This is a genomic window from Nocardia sp. CA-290969 (assembly GCF_050936135.1).
GTDB lineage: Bacteria > Actinomycetota > Actinomycetes > Mycobacteriales > Mycobacteriaceae > Nocardia.
The window spans coordinates 887,092-903,149 of sequence record NZ_JBNJNJ010000001.1 but is presented as its reverse complement, the minus strand read 5'-3'; the positions used below and the strand labels follow the sequence as shown (position 1 = coordinate 903,149).

15 protein-coding genes and 1 pseudogene are annotated in these 16,058 nt (G+C 68.0%); 6 read left to right on the top strand and 10 right to left on the bottom strand.

What is annotated here, in order from left to right:
• The first annotated feature begins 7 nt into the window (after positions 1-7).
• Complete coding sequence (locus tag ACQEVO_RS04275) at positions 8-2,338, top strand: protein kinase domain-containing protein (RefSeq protein WP_432922317.1); 2,331 nt, start codon at positions 8-10, stop codon at positions 2,336-2,338.
• A gap of 71 nt (positions 2,339-2,409) precedes the next feature.
• Here the strand turns inward: ACQEVO_RS04275 and ACQEVO_RS04270 are convergent, their stop codons facing one another.
• Complete coding sequence (locus ACQEVO_RS04270) at positions 2,410-2,562, bottom strand: hypothetical protein (RefSeq protein ID WP_432909075.1); 153 nt, start codon at positions 2,560-2,562, stop codon at positions 2,410-2,412.
• Between the two features lie 302 nt (positions 2,563-2,864).
• On the bottom strand, positions 2,865-4,058 hold the full coding sequence (locus tag ACQEVO_RS04265) for a fatty acid desaturase family protein (RefSeq protein ID WP_432909073.1): 1,194 nt from the start codon (positions 4,056-4,058) through the stop codon (positions 2,865-2,867).
• Positions 4,059-4,499: 441 nt separating this feature from the next.
• Here ACQEVO_RS04265 and ACQEVO_RS04260 point away from each other — a divergent pair, with 441 nt between their 5' ends.
• Positions 4,500-5,087 (top strand): hypothetical protein, encoded by a 588-nt coding sequence (locus tag ACQEVO_RS04260; protein ID WP_432909071.1) that lies wholly within the window; start codon positions 4,500-4,502, stop codon positions 5,085-5,087.
• Positions 5,088-5,196: 109 nt separating this feature from the next.
• Here the strand turns inward: ACQEVO_RS04260 and ACQEVO_RS04255 are convergent, their stop codons facing one another.
• The 3 genes from ACQEVO_RS04255 to ACQEVO_RS04245 form a co-directional block, all read right to left on the bottom strand.
• Complete coding sequence (locus tag ACQEVO_RS04255; protein ID WP_432909069.1) at positions 5,197-6,057, bottom strand: lysophospholipid acyltransferase family protein; 861 nt, start codon at positions 6,055-6,057, stop codon at positions 5,197-5,199.
• 64 nt (positions 6,058-6,121) lie between these two features.
• Positions 6,122-6,949: a GNAT family N-acetyltransferase gene (locus ACQEVO_RS04250; protein ID WP_432909067.1), complete on the bottom strand. Its 828-nt coding sequence runs from the start codon at positions 6,947-6,949 to the stop codon at positions 6,122-6,124.
• A 417-nt stretch (positions 6,950-7,366) separates the two neighbouring features.
• On the bottom strand, positions 7,367-8,671 hold the full coding sequence (locus ACQEVO_RS04245) for an NAD(P)/FAD-dependent oxidoreductase (RefSeq protein WP_432909065.1): 1,305 nt from the start codon (positions 8,669-8,671) through the stop codon (positions 7,367-7,369).
• A gap of 111 nt (positions 8,672-8,782) precedes the next feature.
• On the opposite strand from ACQEVO_RS04245, the gene ACQEVO_RS04240 reads away from it, so the two are divergent.
• Positions 8,783-9,640, top strand: a complete 858-nt coding sequence (locus tag ACQEVO_RS04240) for a LysR family transcriptional regulator (protein WP_432909063.1) — start codon at positions 8,783-8,785, stop codon at positions 9,638-9,640.
• 326 nt (positions 9,641-9,966) lie between these two features.
• On the opposite strand, the gene ACQEVO_RS04235 is transcribed toward ACQEVO_RS04240, so the two are convergent.
• The 3 genes from ACQEVO_RS04235 to ACQEVO_RS04225 form a co-directional block, all read right to left on the bottom strand.
• On the bottom strand, positions 9,967-10,272 hold the full coding sequence (locus tag ACQEVO_RS04235) for a hypothetical protein (RefSeq protein ID WP_432909061.1): 306 nt from the start codon (positions 10,270-10,272) through the stop codon (positions 9,967-9,969).
• A 146-nt stretch (positions 10,273-10,418) separates the two neighbouring features.
• Positions 10,419-10,736, bottom strand: a complete 318-nt coding sequence (locus tag ACQEVO_RS04230) for a hypothetical protein (protein WP_432909059.1) — start codon at positions 10,734-10,736, stop codon at positions 10,419-10,421.
• A 71-nt stretch (positions 10,737-10,807) separates the two neighbouring features.
• A complete protein-coding gene (locus ACQEVO_RS04225) occupies positions 10,808-10,999 on the bottom strand; it encodes a DUF4177 domain-containing protein (RefSeq protein ID WP_432909057.1) in 192 nt (63 codons plus the stop codon).
• A 311-nt stretch (positions 11,000-11,310) separates the two neighbouring features.
• On the opposite strand from ACQEVO_RS04225, the gene ACQEVO_RS04220 reads away from it, so the two are divergent.
• From ACQEVO_RS04220 to ACQEVO_RS04210, 3 genes and pseudogenes are all read left to right on the top strand, one after another.
• Positions 11,311-11,781, top strand: a complete 471-nt coding sequence (locus ACQEVO_RS04220; protein WP_432909055.1) for a MarR family winged helix-turn-helix transcriptional regulator — start codon at positions 11,311-11,313, stop codon at positions 11,779-11,781.
• A 52-nt stretch (positions 11,782-11,833) separates the two neighbouring features.
• Positions 11,834-12,121 (top strand): annotated as a pseudogene (locus ACQEVO_RS04215) (MFS transporter); the annotation flags it as partial.
• Between the two features lie 342 nt (positions 12,122-12,463).
• On the top strand, positions 12,464-14,089 hold the full coding sequence (locus tag ACQEVO_RS04210) for an AMP-binding protein (protein ID WP_432909054.1): 1,626 nt from the start codon (positions 12,464-12,466) through the stop codon (positions 14,087-14,089).
• 44 nt (positions 14,090-14,133) lie between these two features.
• Here ACQEVO_RS04210 and ACQEVO_RS04205 read toward each other — a convergent pair whose 3' ends face one another.
• Positions 14,134-15,084, bottom strand: a complete 951-nt coding sequence (locus ACQEVO_RS04205; RefSeq protein WP_432909052.1) for an SDR family NAD(P)-dependent oxidoreductase — start codon at positions 15,082-15,084, stop codon at positions 14,134-14,136.
• A gap of 87 nt (positions 15,085-15,171) precedes the next feature.
• Positions 15,172-16,050 (bottom strand): IclR family transcriptional regulator, encoded by an 879-nt coding sequence (locus ACQEVO_RS04200; protein ID WP_432909051.1) that lies wholly within the window; start codon positions 16,048-16,050, stop codon positions 15,172-15,174.
• Between the last annotated feature and the right edge of the window lie 8 nt (positions 16,051-16,058).

Genomic DNA, 16,058 nt, shown 5'->3' with positions numbered 1-16,058 from the left:
GGCCACAATGACGCCCGGCTCGGTGTTCGCCGGTTATCTCATCGAACGTCTGCTCGGCGCCGGTGGTATGGGTGAGGTGTACGCGGCCCGGCATCCACGGCTGCCGCGCTCGGATGCGGTGAAGGTGCTTGCCGCGCCGCTGGCTCGTGACGATTCCTACCGGCGCCGTTTCGAGCGTGAGGCCGATCTGGCGGCGCAGTTGTCGCATCCCGGCATCGTCAGCATTCACGACCGTGGCGAATTCGACGGGCGGTTGTGGATCGCGCTGGAATTGATCGACGGTGCCGACGTTTCGGCGATGCTGCGGACGGCGCCGGGCGGGTTGCCCGCGGCCGATGTGGTGCGGGCGGTCACCGAGGTGGCCGACGCACTCGACTACGCGGGAGCCCGCGGGCTGGTTCATCGGGATGTGAAACCCGCGAACATCCTGCTCGCCGGCACGGGTCACTATTTGCTGACCGATTTCGGGATCGCCCGGAAATCCTTGGAGACCTCGGACCTCACCGGCACCGGTCTGACCGTCGGCACTGTCGCCTACGCCTCACCCGAACAGATGCAGGGGCTCCCGGTCGGCCCGCGATCGGACCAGTACGCACTGGCCGCCACCGCTTTTCATATGCTCACCGGGACGCAGCCGTTCACCGGGACCAACCCGGTGGCGGTGATCATGGCTCATGCGCAGCAGCCGGTGCCGAGTGTGCGCGCGCAACGGCCGGACCTCTCGCCGTACGTGGATTCGGTACTGGCCCGGGCGATGGCGAAGAGCCCGGAGCAGCGTTTTCCCAGCAGCAAGGAATTCGCGGCCGCCCTCGCCCATGTCCTCGCGCTGCGGCCGCCGCAGGCTTCGGCCGGTCATCAGGTGCCGATGACGGCCGACCCGGCCACGGGCAGCCGGCAGCACCGGGTTCCACCGACACCGCCGCCCGGTCCGGAGCTCCGGGAACGTCGAACGACTCGGCGCCGGACCGCACTGCTCATCGGAACACTGGTTGCCACGGTGGTGCTGGTGGTCGCCGGTGTGCTCGGGGTGCGGGCAGTTCAGCAGAACGCGGTTGCGGGGGAAGCGGCGCAGTTACCCCGCCTGCCCGTGACGCCGATCCTGCCGGCACTGGATACCCGGCCGGACAGGCCGGTCTGGACGCTGCAGGAAACTCCGGGCCCGCCCGGTTCCGAAGCCGGGGACACCGTGGCGCTCGGCGGGGACTCCGAGGTCGTGCTCATCCACCGTGAGGTCCGTCTGGCGGACGGTAACACCCTCGACTACCTCGATATCGTCGACGCGAACACCGGCCGGCTCCGGGACGGCACCGCACCGATCGAAGTGGACGCGAGTCAGCGCAATCTGGACCGCTGCGTGGTCGACGACACCCGTTCGTCGGCCGCCTGTGGTCTGCAGGGCGCGTCGGTACCGGACGATGCCGTCGTGATCATCGATCTCGCGGCCGGGCGGATCATCACCACCCTCACCGCGCGAGAACATATTTTCGACCTGACCGCCGCCGGCGCGCGGTTCGTGTTCGTGGACAGCACCGATGGGTGGCCGCCGGTATTGCGGTCGATCGGTACCGACGGCCGGGAACTACCGGCGATCCGCTGGCCCGATGCCCGGCCCTCGCCCGAAAACCACCATTGGATCGACGTATTCGACGCGGCCCGGCTGGCGGTGATCAAATCGGCCCCGGCCCCGGGGCGGCCGCTGTCGAAATGGGAATTCCGGGTGATCCGGCTCGAAGACGGACACGAAGTGTTCCGGCGCGATTCGGTCGAGGGGATCGATAACGATCAGTGGAACGTTTTCGTCGACGGTTTCGTCCTCGCCGAGGACGGCTCCCCACCCGCGGTATATGACCGCAACGGCGTCAAAACCGCAGATATCGCGGCGGGCTGGCTCCCGGGCCCGCATCTGCCGACCGCGTCCGAGGAGGGCCCGGTCGAGACATCGGTGCCGATCGTCGTCCGGACGGACGGTGACAAGACGACCTATGCGGGAATCGGCCCGCGCACCGGGACCGTGCTGTGGGAGAACGAGTCCTACAGCGCCGAAGACAGTTCCGAACCACTGGAGTTGTTCGGTGTCGGCACGTTGATCGCAACCTCGGATTCGGGTCGTGTGATCGACGCCTACACCGGTGAATACGTGATTCCCGGCTACGTACCGGAGGGTACGCCGCTCGGCACGGACGGCACCCGGATCGCCGTCGCCACCGACGACTCCACCGGTTCGGGCCACTCACTGGAAGTGTGGGACGCCACCGACCGGGTATGGGAGGTCACCAGTGAGTACACACCGGTCTCGGTCGGTGGCAAGGTCTATCTCGGGAACCTGAGGATCTTCTGACCGGGCCGCAGGGCGCGGCTCACCGCCCACCTGCGCTCGGTGCCCGTACGGTCCACAGGTTCACCGGGCTCTCAGGGCCGCTCGGCGCCCTCGTCGGGTGCTGCCTCACCGGCCGCGCGGTGCTCGGCGGCGGCGTTGGAGAACACCGGCTGATTCGCGATGCCCGAGGTCGGATAGACCTCGGGTTCCGCGGGGACGTGACTGAACAGATTGCTCTCGTGCATAAGGAAACTCCGGTCGTAGATGGTGTCGCGATGGACGCGCGGTGCGTGGTCGCGGTGGACGGCGCGGGCCTCGGATATCCGGCCGGTGCGCTGCCCGGCCCTGTCCGCCCGCGGGGGCGGGTGCCGGTCGTACCGTGCACCCCGGCAGCCCGCTCGGGCATCATGGGCAGCGCCCGGGTCCCGATCGGATCCGGTGCTGTGATCGATACTCCTGACTCGGCCCGAGGGGACCGGATTGCGCGTCAACCCGATGGTCCAGGGCCCGCGGCGCGAGGGCGCGCGGGGACAGGGCCCTCTCCACCCTACGCGCTACCGCCCCGGGCCGTCGCCTTTCCCCGCCGCAACGCGGTGCGCAGACCGCCCCCGCCGCGGCCGGCTGCCGGGAATCTGCGCTCGGACGCGGTTTCGGGCGCATCGTCGGAGGTCGCGGTGAGCAGACTGTCCGGCAGCGCGAGCTTGTGGATCGTGCGCAGGCTGAGCAGGGCTTGCCGCGGCAGCGGCCCTGTCGTATACGGCAGATCGTATTTTTCGCAGACCGCCCGCACCCGCACCGCGACCTGCCGATACCGGTTGCTCGGCAGATCCGGGAACAGGTGGTGTTCGATCTGGTGGGAGAGATGCCCGCTGAGGAAGGCGAGTACCGGTCCGGCATCGAAATTCGCGGTGCCGAGCATCTGCCGCAGATACCACTGCGCCCGGGTCTCGTCGTGGACCGCGCCGGGTTCGAACTTCTCCGCGCCGTCGGGAAAATGGCCGCAGGAGATCACCAGATACGCCCACAGATTGCGGATCAGATTGGCGGCCGCGTTCGCGGCCAGCGTCCGGCGCCACCGGCGGCCGCTCAATGCCGGGAAGACCACATAGTCCTTCCCCACCTGCCGGGCGATTTTCGCCACCAGCCCGCGGCCACCGCCACCCGCCGGCGTGCGCCCGAACTTGCGTTCCAGGTACCAGCCCTGCGAGGCGATCCCCCATTCGAAGGTGGCTGCCAGCAGCAGATTCCGCAGGGGTTGCAGCAGGTGCCCGGGCCGCCACCGCTCGTCGCGGGTCACCCGCATGACACCGAACCCGATATCGTCGTCGAGCCCCAGCACATTGGTGTAGAGATGGTGCCGGTAGTTGTGGGCATGCCGCCACTGCGCGGAGAGCCCGGCCATATCCCACTCCCATGATATGGAGTGGATCTCCGGATCGTTCATCCAGTCCCACTGGCCGTGGCTCACATTGTGGCCGATCTCCATGTTCTCGATGATCTTCGCCAGTGCCAGCCCGCCGGTTCCGGCGAGCCGGCCGGTCCGCCGCGGGCTGTAGCCGATCAGCAGCCGCGAGACCGCGTCCAGCACCCGCTGAGCAGCGATGGTGCGCCGGATGTACCGCGCGTCGCGAGCACCGAGACCGTCGACGACATCGCGGCGGATCTCGTCGAGTTCGTTGCCGAGCGCCTCGATTTCGGTGGCGTTCAGGTGCGCATACACCGCTACCTGGCTTATCGCCATACTTCACTGCCCCACAATCCTGGGTAGTCGATCGGTTCGCCGGACCCGGAACCGTCCTGGATCACCGCCGAGGGTCATCGGCGGCCCTGCTGATATGCCGGCACCCGCCCACGGCGCCGGCGGACCTGCTCGGTTGACGTCTGAAGTTGATCTCGAGAGCGAAGCAGGCTGTTCGCGCCCGCTGCGAACCACCGTAGCCGGGTTTCCCGGCGAGGGGCCACAACGGCCTGTGCGACTCGCGGTTGCGAAGGCCGCCCCGCGCCGGCTCGTCGCGCCGGAGGCCGACCTCGCGGTGCTCAGTACCCGGAATCACAGCAGCTCGAAATTACCTATTGATCGTGCCGTTAGATAGCGGTACGGTATGTGGTGTATCGATAAAGCGCTCCAAGAAGTGCTCCGCCCCACCGATCCACAGGGGCGTGACGAGTGAGGAACTCCACGATGAACCGAACCCCCGCACCGCGCACCCGCCGTATCGCCGCCCGGCTCGCCACCCTCGCGGTTCTCGCCCTGACGCCGGTCGCCGTCGCCGCCGGCACCGCTCTGGCCGATCCGGTCACCGCCACCTCGATCAGCGATTCCGACGATTCGAGCGGTTTCGGCAACGACGACAGCCACGGCTTCGGCGACAACGATCTGGGCGACAACGATTCCGGCGACTACGGCATCGGCGATAACGGCTTCGGCTGGGACGACAACGGAAACTACGGCTACCGGGACCACAACCAGCACAATTACGACGGCTGGAACGACGAGTTCAACAGCGGCGGCAACGGCTACCGGGACCACGATTCGCATGCGGGCTACGGCGGCAACCGCGGTAGCGACTACGACGCGCCGGCCGATTGGGACCGGGAGGAGCACAGCGGCGGATCCCCGAACCAGACCTGGAACGTACCCAACCCCTATATCCCGCCGGCGCCGCCCGCGGTCCTGCCGATGCCGCAGGTGCTGCTGCCGTCGCTGCCTCATCTGCCGTTGCCGGTGATCGGACTTCCCGGCCTTCCCGGCACCGGGAGCGCGTTCTGATCGAATCCGAACATGTTACCGTTGTTCAGCGGTACATACATGAGCGATACACTGTAGGCCGATTTCGGCCGGGCCCATGTTCGAGGCCCGGCCGAAATCCGACGTTCGATCAGGCGGGCGCGGCCACCGCCTTCGTCAACTGCCGATCGGCCGCGGCGAGCACCGCATGCGCGGCATCGGAGAGCTCCTCGGCCCGCACCGCCCGCTCGCATCGCCGCGCCAGATCCTTCCGGTCGATCCCCGGCTGCTCGACGGGCGCCAGCACGACCTCGGCGGTGAGACCCCGCGCCCGTAGCACCCGGGTCACCGAGCCGATCAACGTATCGTCACCCACGAATCCCGGGACGGTCGACCGATGACCGTGCCGGTCCAGATAGCGCAAGCGCACAGGCTGCACCGGGGTGCCGGTGTCCACGGCGGCCTGGAAGATCGCGGGCCGCAGTTTCCCGTAGGCCCGGCCGCACCAGGTGGTGCCCTCGGGGAAGAATCCGATCCGCTCCCCCGCCACCAGTCGCTGCCCCACCTGCTCCACCACCTCCGGTAGCTGTCGCAGCCGCTCCCGCTCGATCGGAACGACCCGCATGATGCGGGCGAGCCGCCCGAGCAACGGCCAATCGATCAGATCCGCGCGCGCCACGAACGCGAGGGGTTGTACCGACGCCAGCACGATGATGTCCGCCCAGCCGATATGCCCGCAGGCCACCAGTACCCCGGTACCGGACGGCGCGAACAACGCGCGCCCGTCGCCGCCCCGGCGATCCACCACCCGCAGACGGATACCGCAGCTGCGCAACAACATTCCCGCAAACTTCCGCTGCACCACCGACCGCCGCGACGGCGGCGTGACGATATGCGCGAACGGATAGGCGGCCAGTATCGACAGCGCGCTCGCCGCCCGCAGCCCCGCGCGCAGTACACCGACCTCGGCGCTGTGCTGCACACAGCCGGTCTCACAGGGGCTCGCGGGCATCCACGAATGCTGCGGTAACGCTACGTCGGCGGCCTGCTCTTCCAATGTCCTGACCGGCATCGGTTCACCGCCCGCCCTCGAAATTCGCGGCCGCGCCGCGCAACCGGTCCAGATAGCGGGTGTTGATGGTGTCCAGGCCCAGCAGCACCACGAAATCGGCCACCGCGAAATCCGGGTCGTGGGCGGGTTCTCCGCAGACCTCGGCGCCGAGCCGCAGATACCCGTTGAGCAGCGGCGGCAGTTTCGGGCGGGCGGGCGCGGGCAGATCGTCGAGCGCCACCCCGTCCACCACCACCGGGCGGTAGGGCCGCACCCGCTTTTCGGGCGCGCACGCATGCTTGCTCAGCAGCAGGTCGCGCACCCCGCGTACGTTCACCCCGGCCGGGTCCTCCGGACGGTTGCGCATGGGCACCGACGCGCAGCCCATCACCCAGTCGTAGCCGGTGAGCTGGATGTAGTGCAGGATCCCGGCCCACATGAGGGTGAGTACCGAGCCGTTGCGGTGCTCGGGCACCACGCAGGCCCGGCCCATCTCGACGATCCGCATACCGTTCGGATCCAGTGCCGTCAGATCGAACTCGGTGGCCGTGTAGTAACCGCCTGCCGCCGCGACCTTGTCCGGCGGCAGCATCCGGTAACAACCGACGAATTCGCCGGAGACCTCGTCGCGGACCAGCATATGGTCGCAGTGGTCGTCGAATCTGTCGGCGTCCAGGCCCGTACCGTCGTCGGGGATCTGGAACCCGGGTTCGCCGGCGAAAACGTTGTACCGCAGTCGCTGCGCCGCGATGCGATGGTCGGTATCGGAGGAGACGATCAGTGCGTATCGGGACCGGTGATCCTCGCTGCCGGCCGGTCGAGCCGGCGCTGTCAGCACGGACGTAATAGCCATAAAGCTAAGGAGGCCAGTCCGACACTGCGCCGGAGCGTCCGCGAAGTGTCGCGGGTATGCCGGTTCGGTGAACGAGATGTAGCTCACACCGGGCGTTCACCAGCAGGTTCCCGGTAGTTGGTCCCTCAGGCGCACACCTGCCCCCACCGGGCCGTGGGCCGCCGCGGCCGCCGGTACGTGGAGTCGGTGCTCACGCGAGGACGGACATCCGGCGGCGCTGGGTACCGAGCGGACGGAACACCGGCCGCGGGTGGTTACCCTCACCGGCCGCCCGTTCCGGACGCCGGGGACGCAGCGGTCACCGCCGTCCCGCCGCGACACGGCCGGACCTCACTCGACCAGGCCCGGCCGCGTGTGCCGGCTCGGCACCGATGGCTCGGGTTCCCGGCCGGTGCACGTTTCCGAGATGGCCGCGCGTCAGGCGGCTGTTCGTTCGACCTCGCGTGGTTGCGCCCGCCGCTCCTTCTCGACCTCGGCGAACCCGGGCCGCCCGGTGCCGATGAAGGAGACCAGCCACGACAGGATCGCCGCGAAGCGATTCCGGAAGCCCACCAGGTAGAACAGGTGCACCGCCAGCCAGATGATCCACGCGAGCGTGCCGCGGAAGGTGATGCGCTCGTTGAGTTTGGTGACGGCGCTGAACCGGCTGATCACCGCCATACTGCCCTTGTCCCAGTACACGAACGGCGTGCCGGGGTGTTTGTCGCGGCTGATGATATCGGCGGCGTGGCGGCCCTCCTGCATGGCGACCGGCGACTGGCCCGGGTAGCCGTTGAGCGAGGTCATATCGCCGATCGCGTAGATATCGGCGTAGCCGCCGACGGTCAGATCGGGGTTGATCAGCAGCCGGCCGGCGCGGTCGGTTTCGCATCCGGTGGCTTCGGCGAGCAGTTTCGCGAACCCGCCGGCCTGCACACCCGCCGACCAGACGATGGTCTCGGCTTCGATCTGCCGCTGCGCGCCCTCTTTGTCCTTGACGGTGACCTGCCCGTCCTCGATATCGGTCACGAAGGTGCCGAGCAGTACGTCCACGCCGCTGCGGGTGAGCGACTTCTTCGCGTATTCCGACAGTCCGCCGCCGAACGGCGGTAGCACCGCGCCCGCGCCTTCCACCAGGGTTACCGATACGTCCTCGTGGTAGTAGCGCTTGGCGAGTTCCTTCAGCTGCCCGGCGACCTCGACACCGGTCGCACCGGCACCGACCACCACGAACGACAGCAGCCGCTTGCGGGTCTCCGGGTCGGCGTCGGCGGCTTCGGTGAACACCCGCTGGATCTGGGCGCGCAGCAGCTTCGCGTCGTCGATGGTTTTCAGCGAATAGGTTTTGTCGGCGAAGTCGTCACGCCCGAAATACGACTGGCTGGCGCCCGTGGCCGCGATCAGCGAACCGTAGCGGATACGCCGCGTGCCCTCCGGAGTCTCGTAGGTGAGGATCGCGGCGTCCGGCTCGATGGCGCTGACCTTGCCCAGTCGCACATCCGCCTCCTTGTGCCGGCGCAGGATGTTCGCGATGGGGGGCGCGATCTCCTCGGACGCCAACACCCCGGTGGCGACCTGGTACAGCAGTGGCTGGAACAGGTGTTCCGGCGTGCTCGAGATCAGGACATAATCGACACCCGCCTTCGCCAACTGCTTGGCGGCGGCGAGCCCACCGAAACCCGATCCGATGATCACGACATCCGCGTACTCGACGCCGGCGCCGACTTCCGTGACGTTCTGCATGACAGCCTCCTTCACTCATGAGGAACCGTCATCCAGAACCAAGATATTTCAGGGTTCAGGGCGCATAATTGAGATGACTCTTATCTGATCTCGTCATGAATGAAGGTGGAGATGGAACTTCGGCAGCTCACGTACTTCGTCGCGGTGTGCGAGGAGCTCAGTTTCAGCCGGGCCGCGGCCCGCTGTTTCATCTCGCAATCGGCGATCAGCCATCAGATCGCCCGGCTCGAGCACGACCTCGGCGTCCAGCTCTTCGAACGCTCGACCCGCTCGGTCGTCCCCACCGACGCGAGCACAAGGCTACTACCGCTGGCGAAGCAGATGCTAGGTCTCGAATCCGCGATCAGGGCGTCGATCCGCACCACCGGACCACGGGTGCGGCTCACGGCGAATATGTCCTTCGCCACCCGATCGCTCTCGGCCATCGCCGGCGCCCGCGAGGCCCATCCCGGCGCGGAGATCGAATTCGTCATCAAACCCTTCCGCCAGCGGGTGGCCGCGGTGGCCGACGGCGACTGCGATCTGGCGCTCATCCGCGGCAGCGTGCAGCAGGCGGGCCTGATCGTGGAACAACTGTGGGTGGAAGATCTGACCCTCGCCACCGCCCCCGCACATCCTCTCGCCGGCCGCACCGACGTCACCCTCGCCGAACTCAGCGACTACCCCCTGTTGCTCCCCCCGGAATCCGAGCAGGTCCTCATCCACAACGTCATCCGCGCCGCCTTCGCCGACCTCCCCGTCGGCCCCACCTACGGCCCGCCGATTCCCCCCGACCACACGGCCACCATGGAGTTGATCAACCACCCCGACGCGTGGACCGTGCTCTACGCCAACAGCTCCACCGAAGGCATCGCCACCCTCGCCCTCGCCGATCAGCGCCTGCGCATCCCGGTCTCCGCCGTCCTGCGCGCCGACACCCGCCGCACCCCCATCCTCACCACCCTCCTGGACGGATTGCGCGGGACATAGCTCCAAGACACCCGTTGGAATCCCGGCCCACTCCGGCGCCGGGGCACAGGGGTCGCTCCGGGCACCGATTCGACCCTGTGCACGACCGAGGCCACCGAGGAACCCGCGCTGATCCACCGGACAGAGGTCGCCGTGTCCCGCACGAACGACCGGCCCGGTGCCGTGGCGCACCGGGCCGGTCGTGCCTCCCGCGGCCGGGCAGTGGCCGCCAGGAGAGGTGACACTCCCGGTTCGGCGCGGCGTGTCACCGATAACCCGAGTGGCGAGGGACCATACCTCGGGTTGTTTCCTCACCCGCCTTATGACGGTGGATATTCGCTACCGGTTTATCGCCGGTCGTCGCGGTGCCGCAATACCGCACCTTCGGGTACGGGCTGAACCTCTCCGTTCTTCAGGATGATCACGCCCGGACTGCCCGGAGGCAGCTGGTATCCGGGCAGGTCCCGGCCGATGTTCTCCCGCAGGATCACCCGGTCGATATCCGACCGCTCCTGGCCGTTGATGATGATCTTCTTCTCCCCCGGCCCCGGATCGGCGCCTGCCGTACCCGCTCCGGCAACGGCCGCACCCGCCACCCCGATCCCACACACCACAGCCGCGAAGGCCTTGCTCGCCGGCTTCAGCTTCACCATGGATCTCCTTGTCGCATCGTACTTTTCGCCGATCCGGTGACCGGCTTCCCGATGCCTGCGACGCTACGTCGCTTCCCTGTGCCCCAGCTGCGTACCGAGCTGGGAGTCCGCTGGGAGCCCGCGCCGCCCCTGCGGACGGTGGCGGCTCAGCCGCAACAGAACGGGTCGTCGCAAGATTGCCCCACCTCGCTGCCGTACACCGCGAACTCGTACAGGGGCGTCAGCAGACTGCCGGCGGTCCACGGGTCCAGCGGCGCTACCGGCGCGAGATCACCCCAGCTCGGTGGCGCATCGTTGAGGTCGTATCGGGCGACGCCGTCGATGAACAGAGTCCACAGATCATGGTCGGGGAACGGGTTCATCCGCAAAACCCACCACTGGCCGCCGACCTGCGCGGCCAGCGGAAACTTCCAGCTGCCCGTACCCCACCACCGGGGCCGAGCCTGCGAAATATGTCGCGCCATGGACCGAGTATCGGGTGCCGGTGCGGCGCTCCGAGGGCGATTCCGACGCAGCCGGTCGCGGGCCGGCCCCGTCAGTCGTTGTGTTTCTTCAGGATGACTGCGATCTCGATGGCCTGGCCCGAACCGAAGCTCGGGGCGAGCGTGCCGACCGCTTCCCACCCCTTCCGCCCGAGGTCGTTGAGGTCCTGCTCCATCCGGCCGTAGTCGAAGCCTTTCATGCCGAGCTTGTACTTCAGCACTTTGTGTTCCCACTGTGCGGCCATTCGTCGCCCTCCTCGGGGGTGTTCGTTCGGCTTTCCGGCGCGGATCCGCCCGGTACACCCAGTAGAAACGATGCCGCGACGGCACGGTCAAACGATGAGCCGGCGCGACAACGCCCTCCGGACAACGCCGATCGTCCCGGCCCGCGGCCCCGCGCCGGCAATCCGCACGCCCGTGGCGTGGTGAACACCAGGATCGGGCCCGCCGTCCACTCCCTGACCATCCGGGCGTATCGTTTACTTAGCCGAAGCAACTAACTAACGTGTGTCATCACCAGCCTTCTTACGATCGATCGACGAGAAGTGAGGGCGCCATGCAGAGCCTCGCCCCAGCCGACGAGCCCGGTACTCCCGACGACGTCGCGACCCTGTACCACCTGCTCACCTGGATCAACCGAACACTGCGCACCCGCGGCTCCGGCGGGAATCTCAGTGCGGGTGTCGCCTCGGCGCTGTGGACGATCGTCAATCACGCCCCGATCCGGCTCTCCGCCCTGGCGGAACGCGAATCCGTCTCCGCGCCCACAATGTCGCGCCTCGTGGCCGCGCTCGAGGACCGGGGTTACATCGAACGCACTCCCGACCCCGACGACGGACGTGCCCGCCTGCTGAAACCGACACCGACCGGGATCGAATTGATCGCCGACGCCCGGAGCAGAAAAGCGCAACTGCTCACCGAAGCCGTCGAAGGACTCGACCCGGACGATCGCCGGACGGTGAGCCGCGGGCTCACGATCCTGGCGGACGCCATCCGGACGATCGGCCCGCCCGGCCCGGACCGATGACGTATCGCGCACCACCGCCGTTCGCCGGACAACCCGCACAAAGGAACCGTGCATGGCCTCCCCCACCACCAGCGAACCCATACCGGGCACCGCCGATCTCGGACCGCACTACAAATGGATCGCGCTGTCCAACACCACCCTCGGCATGCTGATCGCCACGATCAACTCCTCCATCGTGCCGATCGCCCTGCCCGATATCTTCAAGGGCATCCACCTCAACCCCTTGGAATCAGGGAACACCAGCTACTTGCTGTGGATGATGATGGGATTCCTCGTCGTCACGGCCGTGCTGGTGGTGAGCTTCGGCCGCCTCGGTGACATGTTCGGCCGGGCCCGCATCGAAAGGCGAAGACCGGAGGAGCGGCCGGACCGGCCGAGAGCCGCGAGTCGGTCGGGCAAGAGCTGGCCGCGGTGGCCGCCCAGGCGTCCGGCGAGGCGCCGTCCGAACTGGTCGACGAACCCGCCCGCCGCTGAGGCCACCGGCTCGCCGTAACGCACCACCGCGGTTCACCGTTTCGAGAACTATCCGTCCTTTCCGGCCGCCGGCTCGGATCACCCCCTTTCGGGGGTGGGCATCCGCCGTGACCTGTATCACTATTGCCTCGGGCCACGCGGCGTGACGGACAACGCCCCCGGCCCCGCTCAAAGAGGTACCCGGACGGGTGCAGGGAAAGGACCGGTGATGAGTACACCTCAGCAGAGCTACGCCTCCGGCGCGTGGAATGTCCCGTTGCTCGGGGACACGATCGGGGACAATTTCGATCGCACGGTGGCCGCCTTCCCGGACAACGATGCGCTGGTGGATGTGGCCGGTGGAAGGCGGTGGACCTACCGCGAACTCGCCGGCGAGGTCGACGCGCTGGCCGCGGGATTGCTGGCGGCGGGTATCGGCAGCGGGGACCGGGTCGGGATCTGGGCGCCCAACTGTCCCGAATGGGTTTTCGTGCAGTACGCGACCGCGAAAATCGGCGCCGTCCTGGTGACCATCAATCCCGCGTACCGGGCGCACGAACTGGAGTACGTGCTGCGGCAGGCCGGGATCCGGATGGTGATCGCGGCGCCCTCCTTCAAGTCCTCCGACTATGCCGCCATGCTCGCGGAGGTGCGCTCGGAGTGCCCGGCGCTGGAACGGGTCGTTCTGCTCGGTGGCGCGGACTGGTCGGGCTTACTGGAGTCGGGACGCGCCGCCGGTCCGGCAGATCTTGCGGTGGCACAGGCCGAATTGTCCGCGGACGACCCCATCAATATCCAATACACCTCGGGAACAACCGGTTTCCCCAAAGGCGCGACGCTGAGCCACCACAACATCCTCAACAACGGTTTCTTCGTCGGTGAGATCTGCGGCTACACCGATCAGGACCGGGTCTGTATCCCGGTTCCCTTCTATCACTGCTTCGGCATGGTCATGGGCAATCTGGCCTGCACGAGTCACGGGGCGACCATGGTGATCCCGGCGCCGGCGTTCGACCCCGCCGCCACCCTCGCCGCGGTCGAGGCCGAGCGATGCACGTCGCTGTACGGGGTGCCGACCATGTTCATCGCCGAACTCGCCGAGCCCGGGTTCGGCGACTACCGGCTGTCGACGCTGCGGACCGGGATCATGGCGGGGTCGCCGTGCCCGGTGGAGGTGATGAAGCAGGTCATCGAACGGATGGGGATGAGCGAGGTGACCATCTGTTACGGGATGACCGAGACGTCACCGGTTTCGACGCAGACCCGAGCCGGCGACAGTATCGACCAGCGCACGGCAACCGTCGGGCGGGTCGGCCCGCATCTGGAGATCAAGATCGTCGACCCGGCGACCGGCCGGACCCTGCCACGTGGCGAACCCGGCGAGGTATGCACGCGCGGCTATTCGGTGATGCTCGGATACTGGGCGGACCCGGAGAAAACCGCGGAAGTCATCGACGCGGCCCGCTGGATGCACACCGGCGACCTCGGGATCATGGACACCGACGGCTACGTCGCCATCACCGGGCGGATCAAAGACATGGTCATCCGGGGCGGCGAGAACATCTACCCGCGCGAAATCGAGGAGTTCCTCTACACCCACCCCGATATTCTCGACGCCCAGGTGATCGGTGTTCCCGATGCGCGGTACGGCGAAGAGTTGATGGCCTGGATCAGGATGCGCGATGGAGCCCCGGCGCTCGATGCGGCAACGGTCCGGCAGTTCTGCGCGGGGCGGCTCGCGCATTACAAGATCCCCCGCTATGTGCACGTGGTCGACGAATTCCCGATGACCGTCACGGGGAAGGTTCGCAAGGTCGAGATGCGCAGGCAGGCCCTGACTCTGCTCGGCGGGTAGCCACCGCATCGCCGGGCCGCCCGGCCCGGCGATATCGCGGCAGTTCAGGCGGGTGTGCCGAAGGATTCCAGGATCGTGTTCATCCGCTCGCGGGCGGCGACCGCCATGGCCGGATGGGTGGTTTCGTACAGCTTCCCGGATTCCACTGCGGCGAGGATGATTTCGGCTGCCTGCGGGGCGGGCAGCATTTCCTTCGCCATCTCGGTGATCGCATCCATCATCGGTGCGAGCTTGGCCGCCACCTCGGGGGGCAACGCGTCGGGTGCCGCGCCCGCCGGCGGATCGGCGAGTTCGGCCAGCCCCCGGAACATCTGGGTATCCACGGGACCCGGGCACACCACGGTGACCCCGACATCCGGTGCGACCAGATCCAGTTCCCCCCGCAGCGATTCCGAGATCGAGATGATCGCCGCCTTACTCGCCGCGTACGGGGCGCCGAACAGGCCGACCGTCAGTCCCGCCAACGAGGCCGTGTTCACGATATGCCCTCGCCCAGCGGCGATCAGATGCGGTGTGAAGACGTGGACCCCGTTCACCACACCGCCGACGTTCACCGCCCAGACCCGGTTCCAGTCGGCGGGAGCGATATCCCAGCTCGGCCCGCCCGCGCCCATGCCGGCGTTGTTGAAAACCAGATCTACTCGGCCGAATTCGGCAAGTGTCCGATCGGCGAGCGCGCGCACCTGCTCGATTTCCGCGACATCGGTGGGTACGGCGAGCACCTGGTCGCCGAGGTCGGTAGCGGTCTTCGTCAGCGCCTCGCTGTCGATATCGGCCACGACCACCCGCAGCCCGCGCCGCACCAGCGCGGCCGCCAACGCCGCACCGATCCCGTTCGCGGCACCGGTGACGACAGCGACCTGCCCCGCTTCCAGTTTCATCTGCCCTCCGATCATCTGCCCACCCCGATGGCGGGCGATACCACCATCGTCCAGACATCCCTCACCCGGCGCATCGGCCGCGGGAGCGACACCCGCCTCGGTCTCGGGTATCACAACGCAATTCGAACACCGGATCAGCGACTGTTCATCCGGTCGAGCACAGGACGATCGGGCGGTGAACCCAGCGCCGGGCGGCCGGTGTCACCCGGCCGCCGCCGACGCCAGCCAACCATCGACGGGGGGTGGCCGATCCTTTTCCAGTGCAGCCGCTTTCCCGCGGCGCCGGCCGTTTCCGAGCCCGGGGAACAGCGCCTCCGACACCTCCCGGGCCGCATCGGCCACCAGCGGCGCCACCGTGTTCAGCGGTACGGTATCGGTCTCACCACACAGGGAGACCGCGGCGACAGGACCGTCGGCGCCGCGTATCGCGGCGCCGACGCAGGCGATTCCGGCCACGGATTCATTGCGTTCGAAGGCGAGCCCGCGGCGCAACCGGATCCGGTTGAGTTCGTGGTGCAAGGCCGTCCGCTCGGTGATCGTGCGGTCGGTGCGTGGCCGGAAGGCCGGGCCGTAGAGCCCGTCGACCACCTCCGGTTTCAGCCACGCCAGAACGGCTTTTCCGCCGGCGGTGGCGTACGCGGGAACACGCCCGCCCACCTGGGAGGGCACCCGGGTGGCGAACGGCCCGCCGATTTTGTCGAGGTACAGGCTGTCACCGTGGTCGAGCACGGTCAGATGCACCACCATGCCGGTCCGCAGCTGCAACCGGTGCAGCAGCGGCGCGGCCGCCGCCCGGATCCGGCCGTACTCGTCGCCCCCGGCGAGGCCGGTCGCGCGGCGGCCCAGCCCGTACCCCGTGGAGGTGTGCTCGACCCATTCGGTCCGCACCAGCTGGTCCAGGATCCGGTACACCGTGGAGCGGGGTATCCGCGCGCGGTAGGCGACCTCTTCGAGCGACAACCGCGACCCGCGACCGTCGAAGGCATCCAGGATCCGGGTCATCCGCTCGACCATGGACGTCGGCACGCCCGGTTCCGGAGTGCGCGCGGTGGTGTTGTTCCCCGAATCAATGATGCCCACTTGTCTCT

What these genes read in the sequence shown, in the direction of transcription:
- ACQEVO_RS04275 (WP_432922317.1), top strand. Translation starts at nt 8, where the DNA reads ATGACGCCCGGCTCGGTGTTCGCCGGTTATCTCATCGAACGTCTGCTC.
- ACQEVO_RS04270 (WP_432909075.1), bottom strand. Translation starts at nt 2,562, where the DNA reads ATGCACGAGAGCAATCTGTTCAGTCACGTCCCCGCGGAACCCGAGGTC.
- ACQEVO_RS04265 (WP_432909073.1), bottom strand. Translation starts at nt 4,058, where the DNA reads ATGGCGATAAGCCAGGTAGCGGTGTATGCGCACCTGAACGCCACCGAA.
- ACQEVO_RS04260 (WP_432909071.1), top strand. Translation starts at nt 4,500, where the DNA reads ATGAACCGAACCCCCGCACCGCGCACCCGCCGTATCGCCGCCCGGCTC.
- ACQEVO_RS04255 (WP_432909069.1), bottom strand. Translation starts at nt 6,057, where the DNA reads ATGCCCGCGAGCCCCTGTGAGACCGGCTGTGTGCAGCACAGCGCCGAG.
- ACQEVO_RS04250 (WP_432909067.1), bottom strand. Translation starts at nt 6,949, where the DNA reads ATGGCTATTACGTCCGTGCTGACAGCGCCGGCTCGACCGGCCGGCAGC.
- ACQEVO_RS04245 (WP_432909065.1), bottom strand. Translation starts at nt 8,671, where the DNA reads ATGCAGAACGTCACGGAAGTCGGCGCCGGCGTCGAGTACGCGGATGTC.
- ACQEVO_RS04240 (WP_432909063.1), top strand. Translation starts at nt 8,783, where the DNA reads ATGGAACTTCGGCAGCTCACGTACTTCGTCGCGGTGTGCGAGGAGCTC.
- ACQEVO_RS04235 (WP_432909061.1), bottom strand. Translation starts at nt 10,272, where the DNA reads ATGGTGAAGCTGAAGCCGGCGAGCAAGGCCTTCGCGGCTGTGGTGTGT.
- ACQEVO_RS04230 (WP_432909059.1), bottom strand. Translation starts at nt 10,736, where the DNA reads ATGGCGCGACATATTTCGCAGGCTCGGCCCCGGTGGTGGGGTACGGGC.
- ACQEVO_RS04225 (WP_432909057.1), bottom strand. Translation starts at nt 10,999, where the DNA reads ATGGCCGCACAGTGGGAACACAAAGTGCTGAAGTACAAGCTCGGCATG.
- ACQEVO_RS04220 (WP_432909055.1), top strand. Translation starts at nt 11,311, where the DNA reads ATGCAGAGCCTCGCCCCAGCCGACGAGCCCGGTACTCCCGACGACGTC.
- ACQEVO_RS04210 (WP_432909054.1), top strand. Translation starts at nt 12,464, where the DNA reads ATGAGTACACCTCAGCAGAGCTACGCCTCCGGCGCGTGGAATGTCCCG.